15 protein-coding genes and 1 tRNA gene are annotated in these 15,455 nt (G+C 74.7%); 7 read left to right on the forward strand and 9 right to left on the reverse strand.

Annotated elements, in window-relative coordinates; translation table 11 throughout:
• Positions 1–10: 10 nt before the first annotated feature.
• From ACFQH9_RS06795 to ACFQH9_RS06805, 3 genes are all read right to left on the reverse strand, one after another.
• On the reverse strand, positions 11–2,581 hold the full coding sequence (locus tag ACFQH9_RS06795; protein ID WP_379565039.1) for a glutamate--cysteine ligase: 2,571 nt from the start codon (positions 2,579–2,581) through the stop codon (positions 11–13).
• A gap of 72 nt (positions 2,582–2,653) precedes the next feature.
• The gene (locus tag ACFQH9_RS06800; RefSeq protein ID WP_379565040.1) at positions 2,654–3,295 is read right to left on the reverse strand and encodes a TenA family protein; all 642 of its coding nucleotides are present in this window, start codon (positions 3,293–3,295) and stop codon (positions 2,654–2,656) included.
• A 71-nt stretch (positions 3,296–3,366) separates the two neighbouring features.
• Positions 3,367–4,128: an MBL fold metallo-hydrolase gene (locus ACFQH9_RS06805; RefSeq protein WP_379565041.1), complete on the reverse strand. Its 762-nt coding sequence runs from the start codon at positions 4,126–4,128 to the stop codon at positions 3,367–3,369.
• Positions 4,129–4,271: 143 nt separating this feature from the next.
• On the opposite strand from ACFQH9_RS06805, the gene ACFQH9_RS06810 reads away from it, so the two are divergent.
• Positions 4,272–4,628 carry a nuclear transport factor 2 family protein gene (locus tag ACFQH9_RS06810; protein ID WP_379565042.1) on the forward strand — a complete coding sequence of 119 codons (357 nt, stop codon included), beginning with the start codon at positions 4,272–4,274 and terminating at the stop codon, positions 4,626–4,628.
• Positions 4,629–4,811: 183 nt separating this feature from the next.
• Here ACFQH9_RS06810 and ACFQH9_RS06815 read toward each other — a convergent pair whose 3' ends face one another.
• Positions 4,812–5,507, reverse strand: coding sequence for a DUF429 domain-containing protein (locus ACFQH9_RS06815; RefSeq protein ID WP_379565043.1), 696 nt, complete (start codon positions 5,505–5,507; stop codon positions 4,812–4,814).
• A 2-nt stretch (positions 5,508–5,509) separates the two neighbouring features.
• Here ACFQH9_RS06815 and ACFQH9_RS06820 point away from each other — a divergent pair, with 2 nt between their 5' ends.
• Genes ACFQH9_RS06820 through ACFQH9_RS06830 form a run of 3 tightly spaced genes read left to right on the forward strand, consistent with a single transcriptional unit; the run spans position 5,510 to position 7,644 of the window.
• Positions 5,510–5,977, forward strand: coding sequence for a ribose-5-phosphate isomerase (locus ACFQH9_RS06820; RefSeq protein WP_379565044.1), 468 nt, complete (start codon positions 5,510–5,512; stop codon positions 5,975–5,977).
• Positions 5,977–6,783, forward strand: a complete 807-nt coding sequence (locus ACFQH9_RS06825; RefSeq protein WP_379565045.1) for an Fpg/Nei family DNA glycosylase — start codon at positions 5,977–5,979, stop codon at positions 6,781–6,783. Before ACFQH9_RS06820 ends, ACFQH9_RS06825 begins: the two co-directional genes overlap by 1 nt.
• 54 nt (positions 6,784–6,837) lie before the next feature.
• Positions 6,838–7,644: an Fpg/Nei family DNA glycosylase gene (locus tag ACFQH9_RS06830; RefSeq protein WP_379565046.1), complete on the forward strand. Its 807-nt coding sequence runs from the start codon at positions 6,838–6,840 to the stop codon at positions 7,642–7,644.
• 31 nt (positions 7,645–7,675) lie between these two features.
• Here ACFQH9_RS06830 and ACFQH9_RS06835 read toward each other — a convergent pair whose 3' ends face one another.
• Both ACFQH9_RS06835 and ACFQH9_RS06840 read right to left on the reverse strand, forming a co-directional pair.
• Positions 7,676–8,713, reverse strand: coding sequence for a methyltransferase (locus ACFQH9_RS06835; RefSeq protein WP_379565047.1), 1,038 nt, complete (start codon positions 8,711–8,713; stop codon positions 7,676–7,678).
• A gap of 196 nt (positions 8,714–8,909) precedes the next feature.
• Positions 8,910–9,680 carry a hypothetical protein gene (locus tag ACFQH9_RS06840; RefSeq protein WP_379565048.1) on the reverse strand — a complete coding sequence of 257 codons (771 nt, stop codon included), beginning with the start codon at positions 9,678–9,680 and terminating at the stop codon, positions 8,910–8,912.
• A 108-nt stretch (positions 9,681–9,788) separates the two neighbouring features.
• On the opposite strand from ACFQH9_RS06840, the gene ACFQH9_RS06845 reads away from it, so the two are divergent.
• Positions 9,789–10,538 carry an HAD-IIA family hydrolase gene (locus ACFQH9_RS06845; RefSeq protein ID WP_379565204.1) on the forward strand — a complete coding sequence of 250 codons (750 nt, stop codon included), beginning with the start codon at positions 9,789–9,791 and terminating at the stop codon, positions 10,536–10,538.
• Positions 10,539–10,855: 317 nt separating this feature from the next.
• Here the strand turns inward: ACFQH9_RS06845 and ACFQH9_RS06850 are convergent, their stop codons facing one another.
• Entirely contained in the window at positions 10,856–11,218 is a 363-nt protein-coding gene (locus ACFQH9_RS06850; protein ID WP_379565049.1) for a cupin domain-containing protein, read from the reverse strand.
• A gap of 432 nt (positions 11,219–11,650) precedes the next feature.
• Here ACFQH9_RS06850 and ACFQH9_RS06855 point away from each other — a divergent pair, with 432 nt between their 5' ends.
• Positions 11,651–11,806, forward strand: coding sequence for a hypothetical protein (locus ACFQH9_RS06855; protein WP_379565050.1), 156 nt, complete (start codon positions 11,651–11,653; stop codon positions 11,804–11,806).
• A 1-nt stretch (position 11,807) separates the two neighbouring features.
• Here ACFQH9_RS06855 and ACFQH9_RS06860 read toward each other — a convergent pair whose 3' ends face one another.
• On the reverse strand, positions 11,808–12,779 hold the full coding sequence (locus tag ACFQH9_RS06860) for a DUF6925 family protein (RefSeq protein ID WP_379565051.1): 972 nt from the start codon (positions 12,777–12,779) through the stop codon (positions 11,808–11,810).
• A 262-nt stretch (positions 12,780–13,041) separates the two neighbouring features.
• Here ACFQH9_RS06860 and katG point away from each other — a divergent pair, with 262 nt between their 5' ends.
• Positions 13,042–15,237 (forward strand): catalase/peroxidase HPI, encoded by a 2,196-nt coding sequence (katG, locus tag ACFQH9_RS06865; protein ID WP_379565205.1) that lies wholly within the window; start codon positions 13,042–13,044, stop codon positions 15,235–15,237.
• A 58-nt stretch (positions 15,238–15,295) separates the two neighbouring features.
• On the opposite strand, the gene ACFQH9_RS06870 is transcribed toward katG, so the two are convergent.
• Positions 15,296–15,372, reverse strand: a tRNA-Pro gene (locus tag ACFQH9_RS06870).
• Between the last annotated feature and the right edge of the window lie 83 nt (positions 15,373–15,455).

Genomic DNA, 15,455 nt, shown 5'->3' on the forward strand with positions numbered 1-15,455 from the left:
CCACTTCCGACTAACGGAGGATCCAGGTGTCCTTGGCGCCGCCGCCCCGCGACGAGTTGACGATGAGGCTGCCGGGCGGCGCAACCCTGGAGAGGGCGGCGGGGACGACGTCGAGGTGCGCCCGGCCGCCGTACTGGCTCTGCAGGACGAAGGCCCGCAGGTCGACCGCCCGCGGTTCGAGCCGCCGCCCGGAGAAGGTCGGATGGGTGGACAGCGACACCATGTCCTGCGCCACCCACCGGGCCGGCTCGGCGCGGATCTGCTTCTCGACCTCGGTGAGCTCGGAGCGCTCGGCGTGCGGGCCGATCACGATCCCGCTGCCGCCGTAGCCGTCGACGGGCTTGAGGACGAGCTGGTCGAGCCGGTCGAGCACCTCCTCGCGGCGCTCGTCGTCGACGCACGGGTAGGTGGGCACGGCGTCGAGCAGCGGGGGCTCGTCCAGGTAGTAGGTGATCATGTCGGGGACGTAGGCGTAGACGAGCTTGTCGTCGGCCACGCCGTTGCCCAGCGCGTTGAGCAGGGCGACCCGGCCCCGGGACACCGCGCTCGCCAGCGCCCGCCCGATCGGGCGCATGTCGGCGCCCCGCGAGGTCATCAGGTCCTTCTCGTCCATCCGACGGTAGAGCGCCGAGAGCCGCCGCTTCCCGCCGGTGGAGACGAGGTAGACGCCCTCGTCGGTGACCTGCAGGTCCCGCGGCGTCACCACGGGCACGCCCATCCGGTCGGCGAGCAGCTTGTGCTCGAAGAAGGCCGAGTCCGACGGGCCGGACGACAGCAGCGCGACCTCGTCCGCCCCCGGGGTGCCCGAGTCGGTGGCGGAGAGCAGCGCGGCCCGCAGCCGTCCCGGCACGTCCTCCAGCCCGACGACGCCCGTGGGCGGCTCCAGGTCGCTCATCACGCTCCGGACCAGCCGCCTGCTCATGATCGAGTAGCCGATGCCGGACGGGACGCGCAGGTTGTCCTCGAGCACGAGCCAGTGGTCGGGGGCGTCGCGGACCAGGTCGATCCCGGCCACGGCGATCCGGACGACGTCGGCGGGCACGCTCTCGCCCCCGCGGTTGCGGCCGGGCGCCCCGTCGACCACGGCGGCCGGGACGACGCCGTCGTGCACGATCCTGCGCTCGCCGTACACGTCCCGGACGAACAGCTCCAACGCCCGGACCCGCTGCGCCAGGCCCGCGCCGAGCACGTGCCAGTCCTCGGCGCTCACGATCCGCGGCACCAGGTCCAGCGGGAAGAGCCGGGGCTCCTCCGAGCCGTCCTCCGGGCCGAACGTCACCCCGCGGGCCCGCTGCTCGGTCTCCAGCGCGGACTCCGCGGCGGCCATCCCGCGCGGCCCGAGGCGCTCGAGCACGCGGAACATCCACCCGTACTGGGGCAGCACGGTGCCCGCGGTGCTGACGGCCTCGTCGAAGCCCCCCGCCCGGTAATCGGCGAGCAGCTCCCGGGCGAGCGGCACCTCGACCGGGGGCTCGATCGGGAGCACCCGGCCCTGCGTGTTCGCGACCAGGGCGTCGACGACGTCCGTCAGCCGGCCGCGGCGGCCGTACATGCGGCGCTGCCGGGCGGCGCCGCTGCCACGCTCCAGTGTGGCCTGGGACAGCTCGAGGACCTGCTCCCAGTCCCCGAGCTCCTCCAGCTGCGGGCGGAGCATGTCCACGAACTGCCCGATCAGCAGGGGCGGGGAGACCAGCGACGGTCCGACCAGGTCGACGAGGTCGCCCTCCAGCCCCGACCGCGCGGCCCGCCAGCCCGCCGAGCGCAGCAGCTCCTGGCGGCTGGTCGGCACCGGCAGGCCCTCGTCGAGGTCCTCGCGGGCCTTGCACACCAGCGCGCGGAAGAGCCCGGCGATGAGGACGACGTCGTCGACCTCGGTGCAGGCGTCGCAGACCCGCAGCTCGACGGTCGGCACGTGCGCGCTCGGCCGGATGTCGAAGTAGAGCATCCCGGGGTCGCTGATCGTGCCCGAGGCGATCAGCTGCCGGACCATCTCGTCGTACTCGGCGGCGGTCTCGACCATCGCCGGCGGCCCGGACGTCGGCCAGCGCGACCAGACCATGCTGCGGTAGCTCGCGTAGCCGGTGTCGTGCCCGCGCCAGTACGGGGAGCTGGCGGACAACGCGAGCAGGATGTGCAGGTAGGGGGCCACCCGCCGGACGACCTGCACCGCGGTGTCCCGGTCCGGCACGTCGACGTGCACCTGCGCGCCGCAGATGTGCTGCTCCCGCACGAGCATCTGGTACTCGTGCTGCATCTTCTCGTAGCGCGCCCCGGCGGAGATGTCGTCGCCGGTCAGGTCGACGAGCGGGACGGTGCCCGCCGCGACGATCCCCAGCCCGTGCGGCTCGGCGACGCTCTCCAGCTTGCGGCGCAGCCGCCGCAGGTGCGCGCCCAGCTCGTCGAGGGTCGCGACGACCGGCGTGTTCGTCTCGACCAGGGAGCGCTGCAGCTCGCGGGCGAACTCGGCCCCGTCGAGCTGGGGGAGGAGGGCGTCGACCTCGGGCGCGGCACGCCGCGTCTCGAGGTCGACGACGTGGAACTCCTCCTCGACCCCGAGCAGGGGTTTCCCGACGCCACTCATGCGGGTGACGCTAGGGGCCGATTGTTACGGACGGATAGCCTGGCGCCGGGGACCTCCGCACGGATGGCCGGTTCAGCCGGTGTACGCCGCGTCGAAGAAGGCGAGCTCGAGGTCCACGGCCTCGGCGAACCAGCGTGCGACGCGCCGCGGGTCCCGGGCCTGCGGCACGACCCGGTCCAGCTCCGCGCGCAGGAACGCGACCCACGCCTCGAACTCGGGTCCGCGGTGCAGGTCGATCCACCCGCGGGCGATCGGGTCGGTCGGCAGCGGCACATGCGGCCGGGATGCCCAGTCGAGGTAGAGCCATTCCGCGACGAGGAGCACTGTGACGATCTCGGGGTAGCTCGCGTCGGCCCGCACGGCGTCCATCAGCGCGAGGAACCCCTCGGTCGGTGCGAGGCGCTCCGGGGCGGTCCGGTCGGCCTCGGGCACCCCGAGGAGGTCGAAGGAGCGGTGGAAGTAGTCGTGCTCGTCGCCGGCGACCAGGCCGACCTGGCGGCCGTGCACCACCCGGGCGGCGGGATCGTCACAGGTCGCGACGGCCGCGCCCATCAGGGCGAGGAAGGCGTCGCAGAACTGGTGGTCCTGCACGAGGTAGCGGCGCAGCACGTCCGGCGCGACGGTGCCCGCCCACAGCTCCTCGACGAACCGGTGGCCGACGGCGGCCTCCCACGTGTCCCGGCCGGCCTCGCGCAACTGCTCGGAGAAGCTCACGGCGCCGAGCCTAGGAGGATCTCGACGGGCTCGGGCCGTCGCGCAGGAGGCCGCGGGCCTTCGACGGCGTCTCAGGGCCAGGGCACCCCGGGGTGCGGCGAGCGGGCCTCCGCCTCGGCCTCGGCCAGCTCCCCGGCGGCGACGGCGCGGGCGAGGGCCGCGACCTGCGCCAGCTCGGCGTGCTGGGCCTGGGCCCGGGCGGGGGTCATCGGGTCCCCGTGGCCCGGGACGTAGGTGTGTGCCTGGAGCGCGAGCAGCGCGGCCACGGCGTCGGCCCAGCTCTCGGGGTGGGCGTCCTCGTAGTCGGGCGGGGCGCCGCTCTCCAGCAGGTCGCCGGCGAACAGCACCCCGGTGTCGGGCACGTGCACCGCGAGGTCGTGGTCGGTGTGCCCGGGCCCGGGCGCGATCAGCACGACCTCCCGCCCGCCGAGGTCGAGCGGCGACGGCGCGGGATCCGGCGGCACCGGCTCGGTCTCCGCCAGCGCCGCGGCCGCCGCCGTGTCGCCGTGGTCGCGGTAGTGCGCGACCCAGCGCTCGCGCTGCGCGGCGGCGGTGCGCTCGAGCGCGGAGCGGCAGCCCGGGTGCGCGAGGACCGGCGCGGGCAGGAAGGCGGCGGTGCCGAAGCAGTGGTCGAAGTGGGCGTGGGTGAGCACGACCGTGACGGGCAGCGTGGTCACGGCCCGCACGGCCGCGGCCAGCTCCTCGCCCTGCGCGCGGTCCCCGCGCGTGTCGATCACCAGCGCCCGCTCGCCGCCGAGCACCAGCCCGGTGGTCAGGTCGAGCTCGGCGTGCCGGCGGGCGAGCACGCCGTCCCCGACCTCGACCCAGATCACCGGTCGGCCCCGCCGGCCGGCCCGATCCCCGCGCGCACGCCCGGACCCTACCGCCGGACGGGACCGCGACCACCCGACCGTCACGCACCGCCTTACCTCCGAGGTCGTCGACCGGCAGCCCACGGGGCAGCAGGCTCGTGCCCATGACCGAGATCGTGAACCGCTACCTGACCGCCTGGAACACCACGGACGACGAGACCCGCGCGAAGGCCGTCGCCGAGGTGTTCACCGAGGACGCCCGCTACGTCGACCCGCTCGCCGACGTCACCGGGCACGAGGCCATCACCGCGCTGATCGGCGGGGTGCACGCGCAGTTCCCCGGGTTCGTGTTCGGACCGGTGGGGGAGGCCGACGCCCACCACGACGTCGTCCGGTTCCGGTGGGGGCTGGGCCCCGACGGCGCCGGCGAGCCGCCGGTGATCGGAGCCGACGCCGTCACCCTCGCCCCGGACGGCCGGATCGCGCTGGTCGTGGGCTTCCTGGACAAGGTCCCCGGCTGACCGTCCCCACGACTCGCGCCGGGGCTTCCGCGAGTCGCGAGTTCCGGCACCGCGAGTCGCGAGTTCCGGCACCGCGAGTCGCGAGTTCCGGCACCGCGAGTCGGCAGTTTCGGGCGACCGAACCCCACATCCCGGGTGACCCGGCATGTGCAACTCGGTCGCTCGAGACCGCCGACTCGCGGGTCAGACCGCCACCCGCATGACCCGGCCCCGGGCGCCGGTCTCCCCGCCCAGGAGGTCGGCGGTCCCGTCGGCCCAGCGGGCTGCGGACCAGGTGGCGGCCAGGGCGTCGAGGCAGTCGTCGAGCCGGGCGCCTCCAGGGAGGTCGCCCAGCGCCCGGGCCGGGTCGACCCAGCGGGCCAGCGCCGCGATGCGCTGGCCCGCACCCCGGGCGGTCTTCTTCGACGCGAAACCGAGGTCCGGCGCGAGCCCGCGCAGCGCCAGTTCCGGATGCACCTCGACCACCGTGTCCGGCAGCGGGTGCACCGCGTCCCAGGACAGGATCTGCCGGCGGATGTTCCAGGTCTGGATGCTGATCCCGCGCCCGGTCAGCTCGCGCGCCCGGCGCACCGCCGCCTCGTGCGTCGGCTCGAGCAGGACCTCGCGCGGCGGCGCCGGGAACACCGACGACCGGGCGCGACCGAGCCGGGCCGCGCACAGCGCGTCGCACCTCCGGGGTGTGCCGTCGACCGGCAGCCCGAGCGGAATGTCCACGCCCACGGCCGCGCAGCCCGCCGTCAGGTCGACGACCTCGGCGGCGCTCGGTACCACGGCCCAGTGCACCGTCCACCGGGGAGCGCGCCCGTGCAGCCGCACCACCACCCAGCCCCCGGGCACCCCGTCCACCCCGGCGATCGCGCGCATGAGGCAGGATCTCACCCGTGCGCGTCTACCTCGGCAGCGACCACGCCGGCTTCGAGCTGAAGGCCCGGCTCTCCGAGCACCTCAAGGGTGCGGGCCACGACGTCGTCGACGTCGGCGCCCTGACCTACGACCCGGACGACGACTACCCCGCCTTCTGCATCGACACGGCCCGCCGGGTCGCCGGCGACCCCGGCAGCCTCGGCGTCGTCATCGGCGGCTCGGGCAACGGCGAGCAGATCGCGGCGAACAAGGTGAAGGGCATCCGCGCCGCCCTGGGCTGGAGCATCGAGACCGCGAAGCTCGCCCGGGAGCACAACGACGCCCAGGTGATCGGCATCGGCGCTCGCCAGCACAGCGAGGAGGAGGCGCTCGCGATCGTCGACGCCTTCCTGGCCACGCCCTTCTCGCAGGGCGAGCGGCACCAGCGCCGCATCGACCAGCTCGCCGCCTACGAGCAGACGGGCGCCACCATCGAGCAGGCCTGATGCCCGAAGGGCACACGCTGCACCGGCTGGCGCGGCGTCATCAGGCGCTGTTCGCGAGGCGGCCGGTGGCCGTCGGCAGTCCGCAGGGCCGGTTCGCCGACTCCGCCGCGCTGCTCGACGGCCGGGTGATGACCCGCGTCGAGGCGCACGGCAAGCACCTGTTCCACCGCTTCGGCCCGGACCTGGTGGTGCACGTGCACCTCGGGCTGTACGGGACGTTCGACGACGGCGAGCTGCCCGCCCCGGAGCCGCGCGGCCAGCTGCGGCTGCGGTTCGTCGGCGAGACGCACTACGCCGACCTGCGCGGACCGACCGCCTGCGAGCTGCTGACGAGCGCCGAGGTGCGGGCGATCCGGGCGCGGCTCGGTCCCGACCCGCTGCGCCGCGACTTCGACCCCGAGCGGGTGTGGGAGCGGATCTCGCGGTCCGCCTCGCCGCTCGCCACGCTGCTGATGGACCAGAAGGTGCTCGCCGGCGTGGGCAACGTCTACCGCGCCGAGCTGCTCTTCCGGCACGGGCTCGACCCGCAGATCCCCGGGCGGGCGCTCGACCGCGGCACCTGGGACGCGATGGCCCCGGACCTCGTCGCGCTGATGAAGGACGGCGTGCGGCGCGGCCGGATCGACACCGTCCGCCCCGAGCACGACCCGCGCCGCGCGGGGCGGGCGGCGCGCAAGGACCGGCACGGCGGCGAGGTCTACGTCTACCGCCGCGCCGGGATGCCCTGCCTGGTCTGCGGCACCGAGGTGCGCACCGCCACCCACGCCGCCCGCAACCTCTTCTGGTGCCCCACCTGCCAGGCCTGACGCAGCCGCCGCGGTCGACGCGCGGGAACCGCCCCGAGCGGGCAAGGTCGGGACATGCCCGAAGGCCACACCGTGCACCGCCTGGCGCGGCTGCAGCAGCGGTGGTTCGCCGGCGCGCCGGTCGCGGTGAGCAGCCCGCAGGGCCGGTTCGCCGCCGACGCGGAGCTGGTCGACGGGCGGGTCCTCGAACGGACCGACGCGCACGGCAAGCACCTGTTCCAGTACTACGGCCCCGACCTCGTCGTGCACGTCCACCTCGGGCTCTACGGGCGCTTCCCGAACCGGCGGCTCCCCGCTCCGCCGCCGCGCGGGCAGATCCGGATGCGGATGGTCGGGCGCACCCACTACGCCGACCTGTCCGGCCCGTCGGCCTGCGCGCTGCTCACCGAGGTCGAGGTCAAGGCGCTGCGCTCCCGGCTCGGCGCCGACCCACTGCGCCCGGACGTCGACCCCGACGAGGCGTGGACCCGCATCTCCCGCTCGCGTGCGCCGCTCGCCACCCTGCTGATGGACCAGGGCGTGATCGCCGGCGTCGGCAACGTCTTCCGAGCCGAGGCGCTCTTCCGCTGCCGCCTCCCGCCGCAGCTCCCCGGCCGCGAGCTGGGCCGGGCGCGCTGGGCGGAGCTGTGGGCGGACCTCACCGCGATGCTGCGCGACGGCGAGCGGCGCGGCCGGATCGAGACCCTCCGCCCCGAGCACGACCCGGCGCTGCTCGCGCCGCCGGACAGGGGCTCGGTGTGCGCGAGCGTGGTCTACGTCTACCGCCGCGCCGGGCGACCCTGCCTGGTGTGCGGCACGCCGATCGCCCGCGCGACGCACCTGGCCCGCAACCTCTTCTGGTGTCCCACCTGCCAGGCCTGATGCCTCCGCGCGTGGCTCTCCACGGAGCGGGTCAGGCCGGCGTCGCCTCCAACACGACGAGACCGACCGGCGAAGCCGTCGGCACGACTCGGCGCAGCGCGAGGCCGGCCGAGGCGAACAGCTCGCCGAACTGCCGCGCCGTCCGCTCGCAGCCCGTGGCGAGCAGCAGCATCGTCGCGTCCATGCGGATCACCGCGGGCCCGTCCGCGGCCCGCTCCGGGAGCAGCGCGTCGACGACCAGCAGCGTCGCCCCCGGCCCCATCGCCGCACGGCAGCGGACGAGGATGCGGCGCGCCTCGTCGTCGTCCCAGTCGTGGAGGATCCGGGAGAGCAGGTAGGCGTCGCCGCCGCTCGGCACCTCGGCGAAGAAGTCGCCCGCGACGACCTCGGTGCCCTCCGGCACGCGGGCCCCGGCCACCACCTCGGCCCGGTCGAGCAGCACGCCGGTCAGGCCGGGCGTGGCGGTGAGGACCGCGGACAGCAGCACCCCGGTGCCGCCGCCGACGTCGACCAGCCTGCGGAAACGGCCGAAGTCGTAGGCGGCGACGACGTCGGCGGCCTCCCGTGCCGAACGGTCCTGCTGCGCGGCGTGGAAGGCGGCCAGCTCGGCGGGGTGCCGGGCGACGTGCTCGAAGAACGACTCGCCCCGGGCCCGCTCGAAGGCGACACCCCCCTCCCGCACCGCGTCGGTCAGGGCGGGTGCGGCGGTGGCGTACACCCCGCCGCGGGCGCGGACCGCCCCCCGCAACGAGCCCGGGACGTCGGAGCGCAGCAGCCGTCCGCTCGGGGTGAGGCTGAACGTGCCGTCCGGGAACTCGGCCAGCACGCCCTCCGCGACGAGCACGCGCAGCACCCGGTGCAGCGGGCCGGGCAGGGCCCCGAGCTCCGCGGCGAGCCGCTCGGCGTCGCACGCGCCGCGGGCCAGCACGTCGGCCACCCCGAGCTCGGCCGCGACGGTCAGCGCCGCGGTGACCAGGTAGCCGTCGGCGAGCCGGGACAGCCGCGCGGCGGCGTCGACCGGGACCGTGGGCGGGGCGGAGTGCTCGGTCCGTGTCGTCGGGGCGACCATGGGGACCTCCTGTCGTCGACACGCAGGAGAGGGCCCGACGGCCGCAGGAGATACGGGAGAAGGTCCCGGAACCGAACCGGAGAACACGACCGGCCCGGGTCGTAGCACTCCGGGCCGGTCAGTGGCGCAGGGCCGGTCGAGCCGGCCGGACGTTCTGTTGACGGAGTGTTACCCCCGGGACCGGACGTCGAAACACTCAGAAGTCGAACCCTCCGAAGTCCCCGCCGCCCATGTCGCCGAAGTCCCCACCGAAGTCCCCGCCGGCGTCGCCACCCATGTCCCCGGGGTCCCCGGCGTCGCCGGCCCCGTCGCCGCCCGCGGCCATGTCCGCGGCCATCGCGTCCGAGTAGCCCTCGGCGTAGGCGCTGCCGGCCATGCCGGAGAACATCGCGCTGAACAGCAGGGCCGAGCCGACACCCCAGGCGCCGGCGACCAGGGCCGGCTTCCACCAGGGCTGGCTGTACCAGCCGGCGGGCACCGGCCGGCCGGCGACGTTGCCGCCGGGGTAGTAGTGCGAGTTCTGCGCCGACGGGTTCGGCGACGCGCTGTAGCGCTCGCCCTCGACGTCGACCTCGCGCTCCTCGGTCACGCGGCCCGCGCGGGCCTGGCCGGGCAGCGGCGGCAGCTCGGGGCCGGGGTCGATGCCCATGGCGGTGCGCGCCGCGCGGACGTAGTAGAGACCCTCGTAGGCGGTTTCGGTGACGCCCCGGGCCTGGGCCGGCGTGCGGGCCTGGTCGAGCTGCGAGCCGGCGGCGTTGTAGCGCTCGGACGCGTCGGCGAGGGCCTGCTTGGCGGCCTCGTCGGTGCCGACGAGGTTGAGCACCTGGCCGCCGAGGCGCTCGACCCAGCGGCGCGCGTCGGCCTTGGCGTCCTCGAGCTCGCGGGCCTGGCCGGCGTTGCGGTTGCGGACCAGCCACACGACACCCGCCACCACGGCGAGCAGCAGGACGATGGTCACGAGGTCCACGGGTTCTCCTTGTAGGCGGGTTGTGCACACCGACAACGGACGGACGGGCACGAACGTTCCCGCCACTAGGCTGCACGCGTGTCGGACAGCAAGCCCGTCGAGGCCTGGATGACGGACATGGACGGCGTGCTCGTCCACGAGGGGAGCCTCATCCCCGGTGCGGACGCGTTCGTGAACCGTCTCCGCGAGACGGGCACCCCGTTCCTCGTCCTCACCAACAACTCGATCTACACGCCCCGTGACCTGCAGTTCCGGCTGCGCAACAGCGGGATCGAGCTCCCGGTCGAGTCGATCTGGACCTCCGCGCTCGCCACCGCGGCGTTCCTGGACAACCAGCGTCCCGGCGGCTCGGCGTACGTCGTCGGCGAGGCCGGGCTGACTACCGCGCTGCACGAGATCGGGTACGTGCTCACCGAGTCGGACCCGGACTACGTCGTGCTGGGCGAGACCCGCACCTACAGCTTCGAGGCGGTGACGACGGCGATCCGGCTGGTCGAGCGGGGCGCCCGGTTCGTCGCGACCAACCCGGACCCGACCGGCCCGTCGAACGAGGGGATCCTGCCCGCCACGGGCTCGGTCGCGGCGCTGATCACCCGGGCGACCGGCGTCGATCCCTACTTCGTGGGCAAGCCCAACCCGCTGATGATGCGCGCGGCGCTGAACCGGCTGGAGGCGCACTCCGAGAGCACGGTCATGATCGGCGACCGGATGGACACGGACGTCGTCGCCGGCATGGAGGCCGGGATGCGGACGGTGCTGGTGCTGTCCGGGATCATGCGGGCGGAGGCCGTCGACCGCTATCCCTACCGGCCCCACCGCGTGGTGGGCTCCATCGCCGAGCTCGTGGACGAGATCTGAGCGGTCCTGGCCCGGACGGCCGGACCGGTGGTCCACGCCGGCGGGCACCACCGGCGTGGACCGGCGACCGGTGAGGGAGGGGTTCTCCCGGCCGCGGGGTCGGCGTGCACGTCGGCGCTCGATCCGAAGATCGACCCGGCGGCGCGCCCCGCAGGATGACTCGGCCGGTTCATCCGCCGCGTTACGCGACGTCACGCAGGTGACGACCGGCGTTCGCGAGCGGCCCGACGCACCGGAGCGTGGGGGCGACCCGGGGAGAGCGCACGGGGACCGGCCCGCCGGGGACTCCCCGCGGCGGGCCGGAGCGGGCGGGCCGGTCAGCCCCTGGCGTAGGTCTCCGCAGTCTTGCTGTCGAACTCGAGCGCCACGAAGACGTCGTCCCCGACGACCCAGGCGTCGTGGCCCGGCGGGACCTGGTAGGCGTCGCCCGGCCCGAGGTCGAGCTCGCCGCCCTCGTCGTCGCGCAGGTGCAGGCGTCCCGCGATCACGTAGCCCAGGTGCGCGGTCTGGCAGCTCTTCGTCCCGACGACCGGCTTGATGCACTCCGACCAGCGCCAGCCCGGCTGCAGGGCGATCCGCCCGACCGTGGCCCCGGGTAGGGAGACCACGTCGAGCACGGTCTTGTCCGGTCGCCGGGACTCGTCCGGGTCGTCCAGGCTCCGCTTGTCCATCCCCGCCATGACCCTGCTCCCTCCTGCTCGGCGACGACGTCGTCGTCGCGTGATCGGCAGGGTCGCAGCAGGACGGTGTGGGAACGATACGTAGTTCCCTCACGGCGGGACGCACCTATCGGCGGTCCGCTGCACTTGGTCAGCCTCTCTGACTGTTCTCGTCGGCCCCGGGGACCAGCTGCCCGACCCGGACGGAGACCCTGATCGCCCCGATCGTCGCCGAGCCGGCCGCGGGGCAGGACGGTCCCCGGCCCGAGATGACGACGGAGGAGCCGGAGCCGCGCGGCCTGGTGATCCCCCGCAGTCCGGTGGTCGTGTAGCGGCGGCGCGCGGTCCGTCGTGCCGGCGCGGCCTCCCGGCCCCGGGTGCTCGGCCCGCCGCGACGGGCACGCCGGGCGGGTGGTGCTTGCGAACCACACCCCTGTGATTACTCTCGGCGCCATGAGCGACACCCTGTGGTGGAGCTGCGCCGACTGCGGTTCCTACGCCGAACTCCCCGCCGAGGAGTCCGAGGGCTTCGACATCGGTTGTCCGGACTGCCGGCGGCCCATGACGGCCCAGTGGTTCTGGGAGGACCGGTCGCCCGAGGCCGCCTGACTCAGCCCGCGTTCGGGTCGCCCGCGGGGTCGAGCAGGTCCGCGGGCAGGTCGCGGTAGGGCTCCCAGGCCGGCGGCGTCGGCCCTTCGGTGTGCGTGAGCTGCCGGAGCACGACGGCGACGACCGCCCGGTCGGCCGGGTCCTGCGGCGGCTCGAGGGGCTCCTGCCCGGTCCGCACCGCTCTGCGCACCGTGTCCTTGAGCGCGGTCAGGCGCGGATCCCCGACCAGCCGGAGCAGGGCGTCGAACCGGGCGAGCCGGCCCGCGTCGAAGGCCTGCGGCCGCCCGAGGTGGTCCGCCGCGGGGTGCGCGGGATAGGCGTGCGCGACGGCCACCTGCCCGGCCGGGATCGGCACGGTCGGCGCGGGCCCGCGGCCGAGCAGGTGCGGGAGCAGATGGGTGTGCGGGCCGAGCGGGGACCGCCCGTCCGGCGCGGGGATCGGGGCGTAGACCTCGACCCGCCCCACCGCCGTCAGGAAGACCCGGTGCGGGCTGCGGGCGACGAGCTCGGCGCCGACGGGCGTGGCGGACAACGGCTGCCCGGCGTGCGCGCGGAGCAGCGCCAGCAGCTCGAGATCGGCGGTCCGGACGCAGGCGTCGAGGGTCGGCGTCCCCAGTCCGAGGTCGACGAGCACGGCGCCGCGGTCGTCGGGGCGCAGCGCGCCGGCGTCCGGCCCCAGCTCGGTGATCACGGCCCGGCCCGCGCGGCGGGCCCGCTCGGGCGGGAGGCAGAAGGCGACCGCCTGGGTCCAGTGCAGGCCGCGGCCCGCCGGCGTCTCGTAGGCGACCGGGCGGACGTCCGGTGGCAGGTCCAGCAGGATCCCCCCGCGGTCGGTGACGACCGCGCTGGCGCCGGTCTCCGCGGGCTCGTCCGGGTCCCGCGCGAACTCCGCGATCGCTCCCGGCGGTCCCATGCTCCAGCCCGTCACCGGGTCGCCGAGCAGCTCACGACCCAGGCCCTGCGCGTCGACCACGCCCCGATGCTCGTCGTGATCGGGTCCGGACCGCAAGCCCGGCGACCTGGGGCCGGAGTAGTGCGGGCGGCGCCTCGTCGCGCACGAGCGGCCGGGTCCGGCGGGCGAACGGCGGTGGGCGGGCCATGCCCGTCGGGCCCTTGTCCACGGGATGTGCCGGAGCGCATGCTGGGCGGCCAGAAGACGCCGAGGCCGGCTCCCGGAGCCGCCCCGGCCATGTCGTGATCACGTCCGAGGGATTCGCGTGTCAGCCACCTACGACGTGACGGCCACCTACGACACGGTCGTCAAGAGGAGGAGCCGGAAGAACGCCGGCGCCCCGCACCCGACGCACGGCGAGGTCAACAGCTCCTGGTGGCCGAACCGGCTGAACCTGAAGGTCCTCGCCAAGAACAACCCCGCGGCGAACCCGCTGGGCGCGGAGTTCGACTACGCCGCCGAGTTCGAGACCCTCGACCTGGCCGCGGTCCGGCGGGACATCGAGGAGGTCCTCACCACCTCGCAGGACTGGTGGCCCGCCGACCACGGCCACTACGGCCCGCTGATGGTGCGCATGGCGTGGCACGCGGCCGGGACGTACCGCATCCAGGACGGCCGGGGCGGCGCCGGCACCGGCATGCTCCGCTTCGCCCCGCTGAACAGCTGGCCGGACAACAAGAGCCTGGACAAGGCCCGCCGGTTGCTCTGGCCGGTGAAGCAGAAGTACGGGCGCAAGATCTCCTGGGCCGATCTCACGATCTTCGCGGGCACCGTGGCGCTGGAGTCGATGGGCTTCCGGACGTTCGGTTTCGGCGGCGGCCGGGCGGACGTCTGGGAGCCCGAGGCGGACGTCTACTGGGGGCCGGAGCGCGCGTGGCTGCGCGACGAGCGCCACATCAGTGTCCGCGAGTTGGAGAGCCCCCTGGCCGCCACCGAGATGGGGCTGATCTACGTCGACCCGGAGGGTCCGCACCGGGTGCCGGACCCGGTCCTGTCCGGCCGGGACATCCGCGAGACGTTCCGGCGCATGGGCTTCGACGACGAGGAGACGGTCGCGCTGATCGTGGGCGGCCACACGTTCGGCAAGACCCACGGCGCCGCCCCGCAACACCACCTCGGCCCGGAACCCGAGGGTGCGGCACTGGAGGAGCAGGGCCTGGGCTGGCGGAGCAGCTTCGGCACCGGCAAGGGCGCGGACGCGATCACCAGCGGGCTCGAGGGGACGTGGACGCCGACCCCGACGAGGTGGGACCACAGCTACCTGGAGACCCTGTTCGAGTTCGAGTGGGACGCGGTCCTGAGCCCGGCCGGCGCGTGGCAGTGGGTTCCGTCGGGTGGAGCCGGGGCAGGGACCGTGCCGGACGCGCACGACCCGTCGAGGACCCACGTCCCGACGTTCCTGACGACGGACCTGGCGCTGCGGTTCGACCCGGGCTACGCGCCGATCTCGCGGCGGTTCCTCGAGGACCCGGAGCTGCTCGCGGACGCCTTCGCCCGGGCGTGGTTCAAGCTCACGCACCTCGACATGGGGCCGATCCGGCGCTACCGCGGGCCACTGGTCCCGGCCGAGCCGCTGATCTGGCAGGACCCGGTGCCCGAGGTGGACCACCCGCTCGTGGGCGCCGACGACGTCGCCCGGCTCAAGGAGCAGGTCCTGGCCTCCGGCCTCTCGGTGTCGCGGCTCGTCGCCACGGCGTGGGCGTCCGCCTCGACCTTCCGCGGCAGCGACAAGCGCGGTGGGGCGAACGGGGCCCGGATCCGCCTCGAGCCGCAGCGGCGGTGGGAGGTCAACGAGCCCGAGGAGCTCGACGGCGTGCTGGGCACGCTGGAGGAGATCCGGCGGTCCTTCAACGACTCCCGGTCCGACGACACGAGGATCTCCCTGGCCGACCTGATCGTGCTCGGCGGGTGCGCGGCGGTCGAGCGGGCCGCCCACGAGGCCGGGTACGACATCGAAGTCCCGTTCACCCCCGGCCGCACGGACGCCTCCCAGGACCAGACCGACGTCGTGTCGTTCGCCGCGCTCGAGCCGGTCGCGGACGGGTTCCGCAACTTCTGCTGCCGGGCCAACCGGGTGCCGCCGGAACACCTGCTGGTCGACCGCGCCAACCTGCTGACCCTCAGCGCCCCGGAGATGACCGTCCTGGTGGGAGGCCTGCGAGTACTGGACGCGAACTTCGGGCGCTCCCCGCTGGGGGTGTTCACCTCGCGGCCGGGCGCGCTGACCACGGACTTCTTCGTCAACCTGCTCGACATGGACGTCGAGTGGACGCCGATCCGCTCCGGGCAGACCTACGAGGGCCGCGACCGCGCCACGGGCGAGCTCCGGTGGACCGCCGGCCGCGTCGACCTCGTCTTCGGCTCGAACTCCGAGCTGCGCGCCCTCGCCGAGGTCTACGCCGCCGACGACGCGGGGGAGAAGTTCGTGCGCGACTTCGTGAAGGCCTGGGACAAGGTGATGAACCTGGACCGGTTCTGATCCGCGCTGATCGGCCGGCCGTCGGACCGGGCGCACGCACAGGACACCCGGCCCGACCTGGTCGGGGTGGCGGGATTTGAACCCACGGCCCCTCGCTCCCAAAGCGAGTGCGCTACCAAGCTGCGCCACACCCCGTCAGGCCAGAGTGTAAGGGGAGGGGCGGGGTGCCCCGGGCCGGGGCGATCGATCCGCTAGGCTTGGGCCCGTCCGCGGAGAGA

The organism is Pseudonocardia lutea (assembly GCF_042658055.1).
GTDB classification, from domain to species: domain Bacteria; phylum Actinomycetota; class Actinomycetes; order Mycobacteriales; family Pseudonocardiaceae; genus Pseudonocardia; species Pseudonocardia lutea.

Bases quoted from the DNA above. Each gene is read 5' to 3' on its own strand.
- ACFQH9_RS06810 (WP_379565042.1), top strand. From the start codon at position 4,272: ATGACCGAGATCGTGAACCGCTACCTGACCGCCTGGAACACCACGGAC.
- ACFQH9_RS06855 (WP_379565050.1), top strand. From the start codon at position 11,651: ATGAGCGACACCCTGTGGTGGAGCTGCGCCGACTGCGGTTCCTACGCC.
- ACFQH9_RS06830 (WP_379565046.1), top strand. From the start codon at position 6,838: ATGCCCGAAGGCCACACCGTGCACCGCCTGGCGCGGCTGCAGCAGCGG.
- ACFQH9_RS06845 (WP_379565204.1), top strand. From the start codon at position 9,789: ATGACGGACATGGACGGCGTGCTCGTCCACGAGGGGAGCCTCATCCCC.
- ACFQH9_RS06835 (WP_379565047.1), bottom strand. From the start codon at position 8,713: ATGGTCGCCCCGACGACACGGACCGAGCACTCCGCCCCGCCCACGGTC.
- ACFQH9_RS06795 (WP_379565039.1), bottom strand. From the start codon at position 2,581: ATGAGTGGCGTCGGGAAACCCCTGCTCGGGGTCGAGGAGGAGTTCCAC.
- ACFQH9_RS06850 (WP_379565049.1), bottom strand. From the start codon at position 11,218: ATGGCGGGGATGGACAAGCGGAGCCTGGACGACCCGGACGAGTCCCGG.
- ACFQH9_RS06825 (WP_379565045.1), top strand. From the start codon at position 5,977: ATGCCCGAAGGGCACACGCTGCACCGGCTGGCGCGGCGTCATCAGGCG.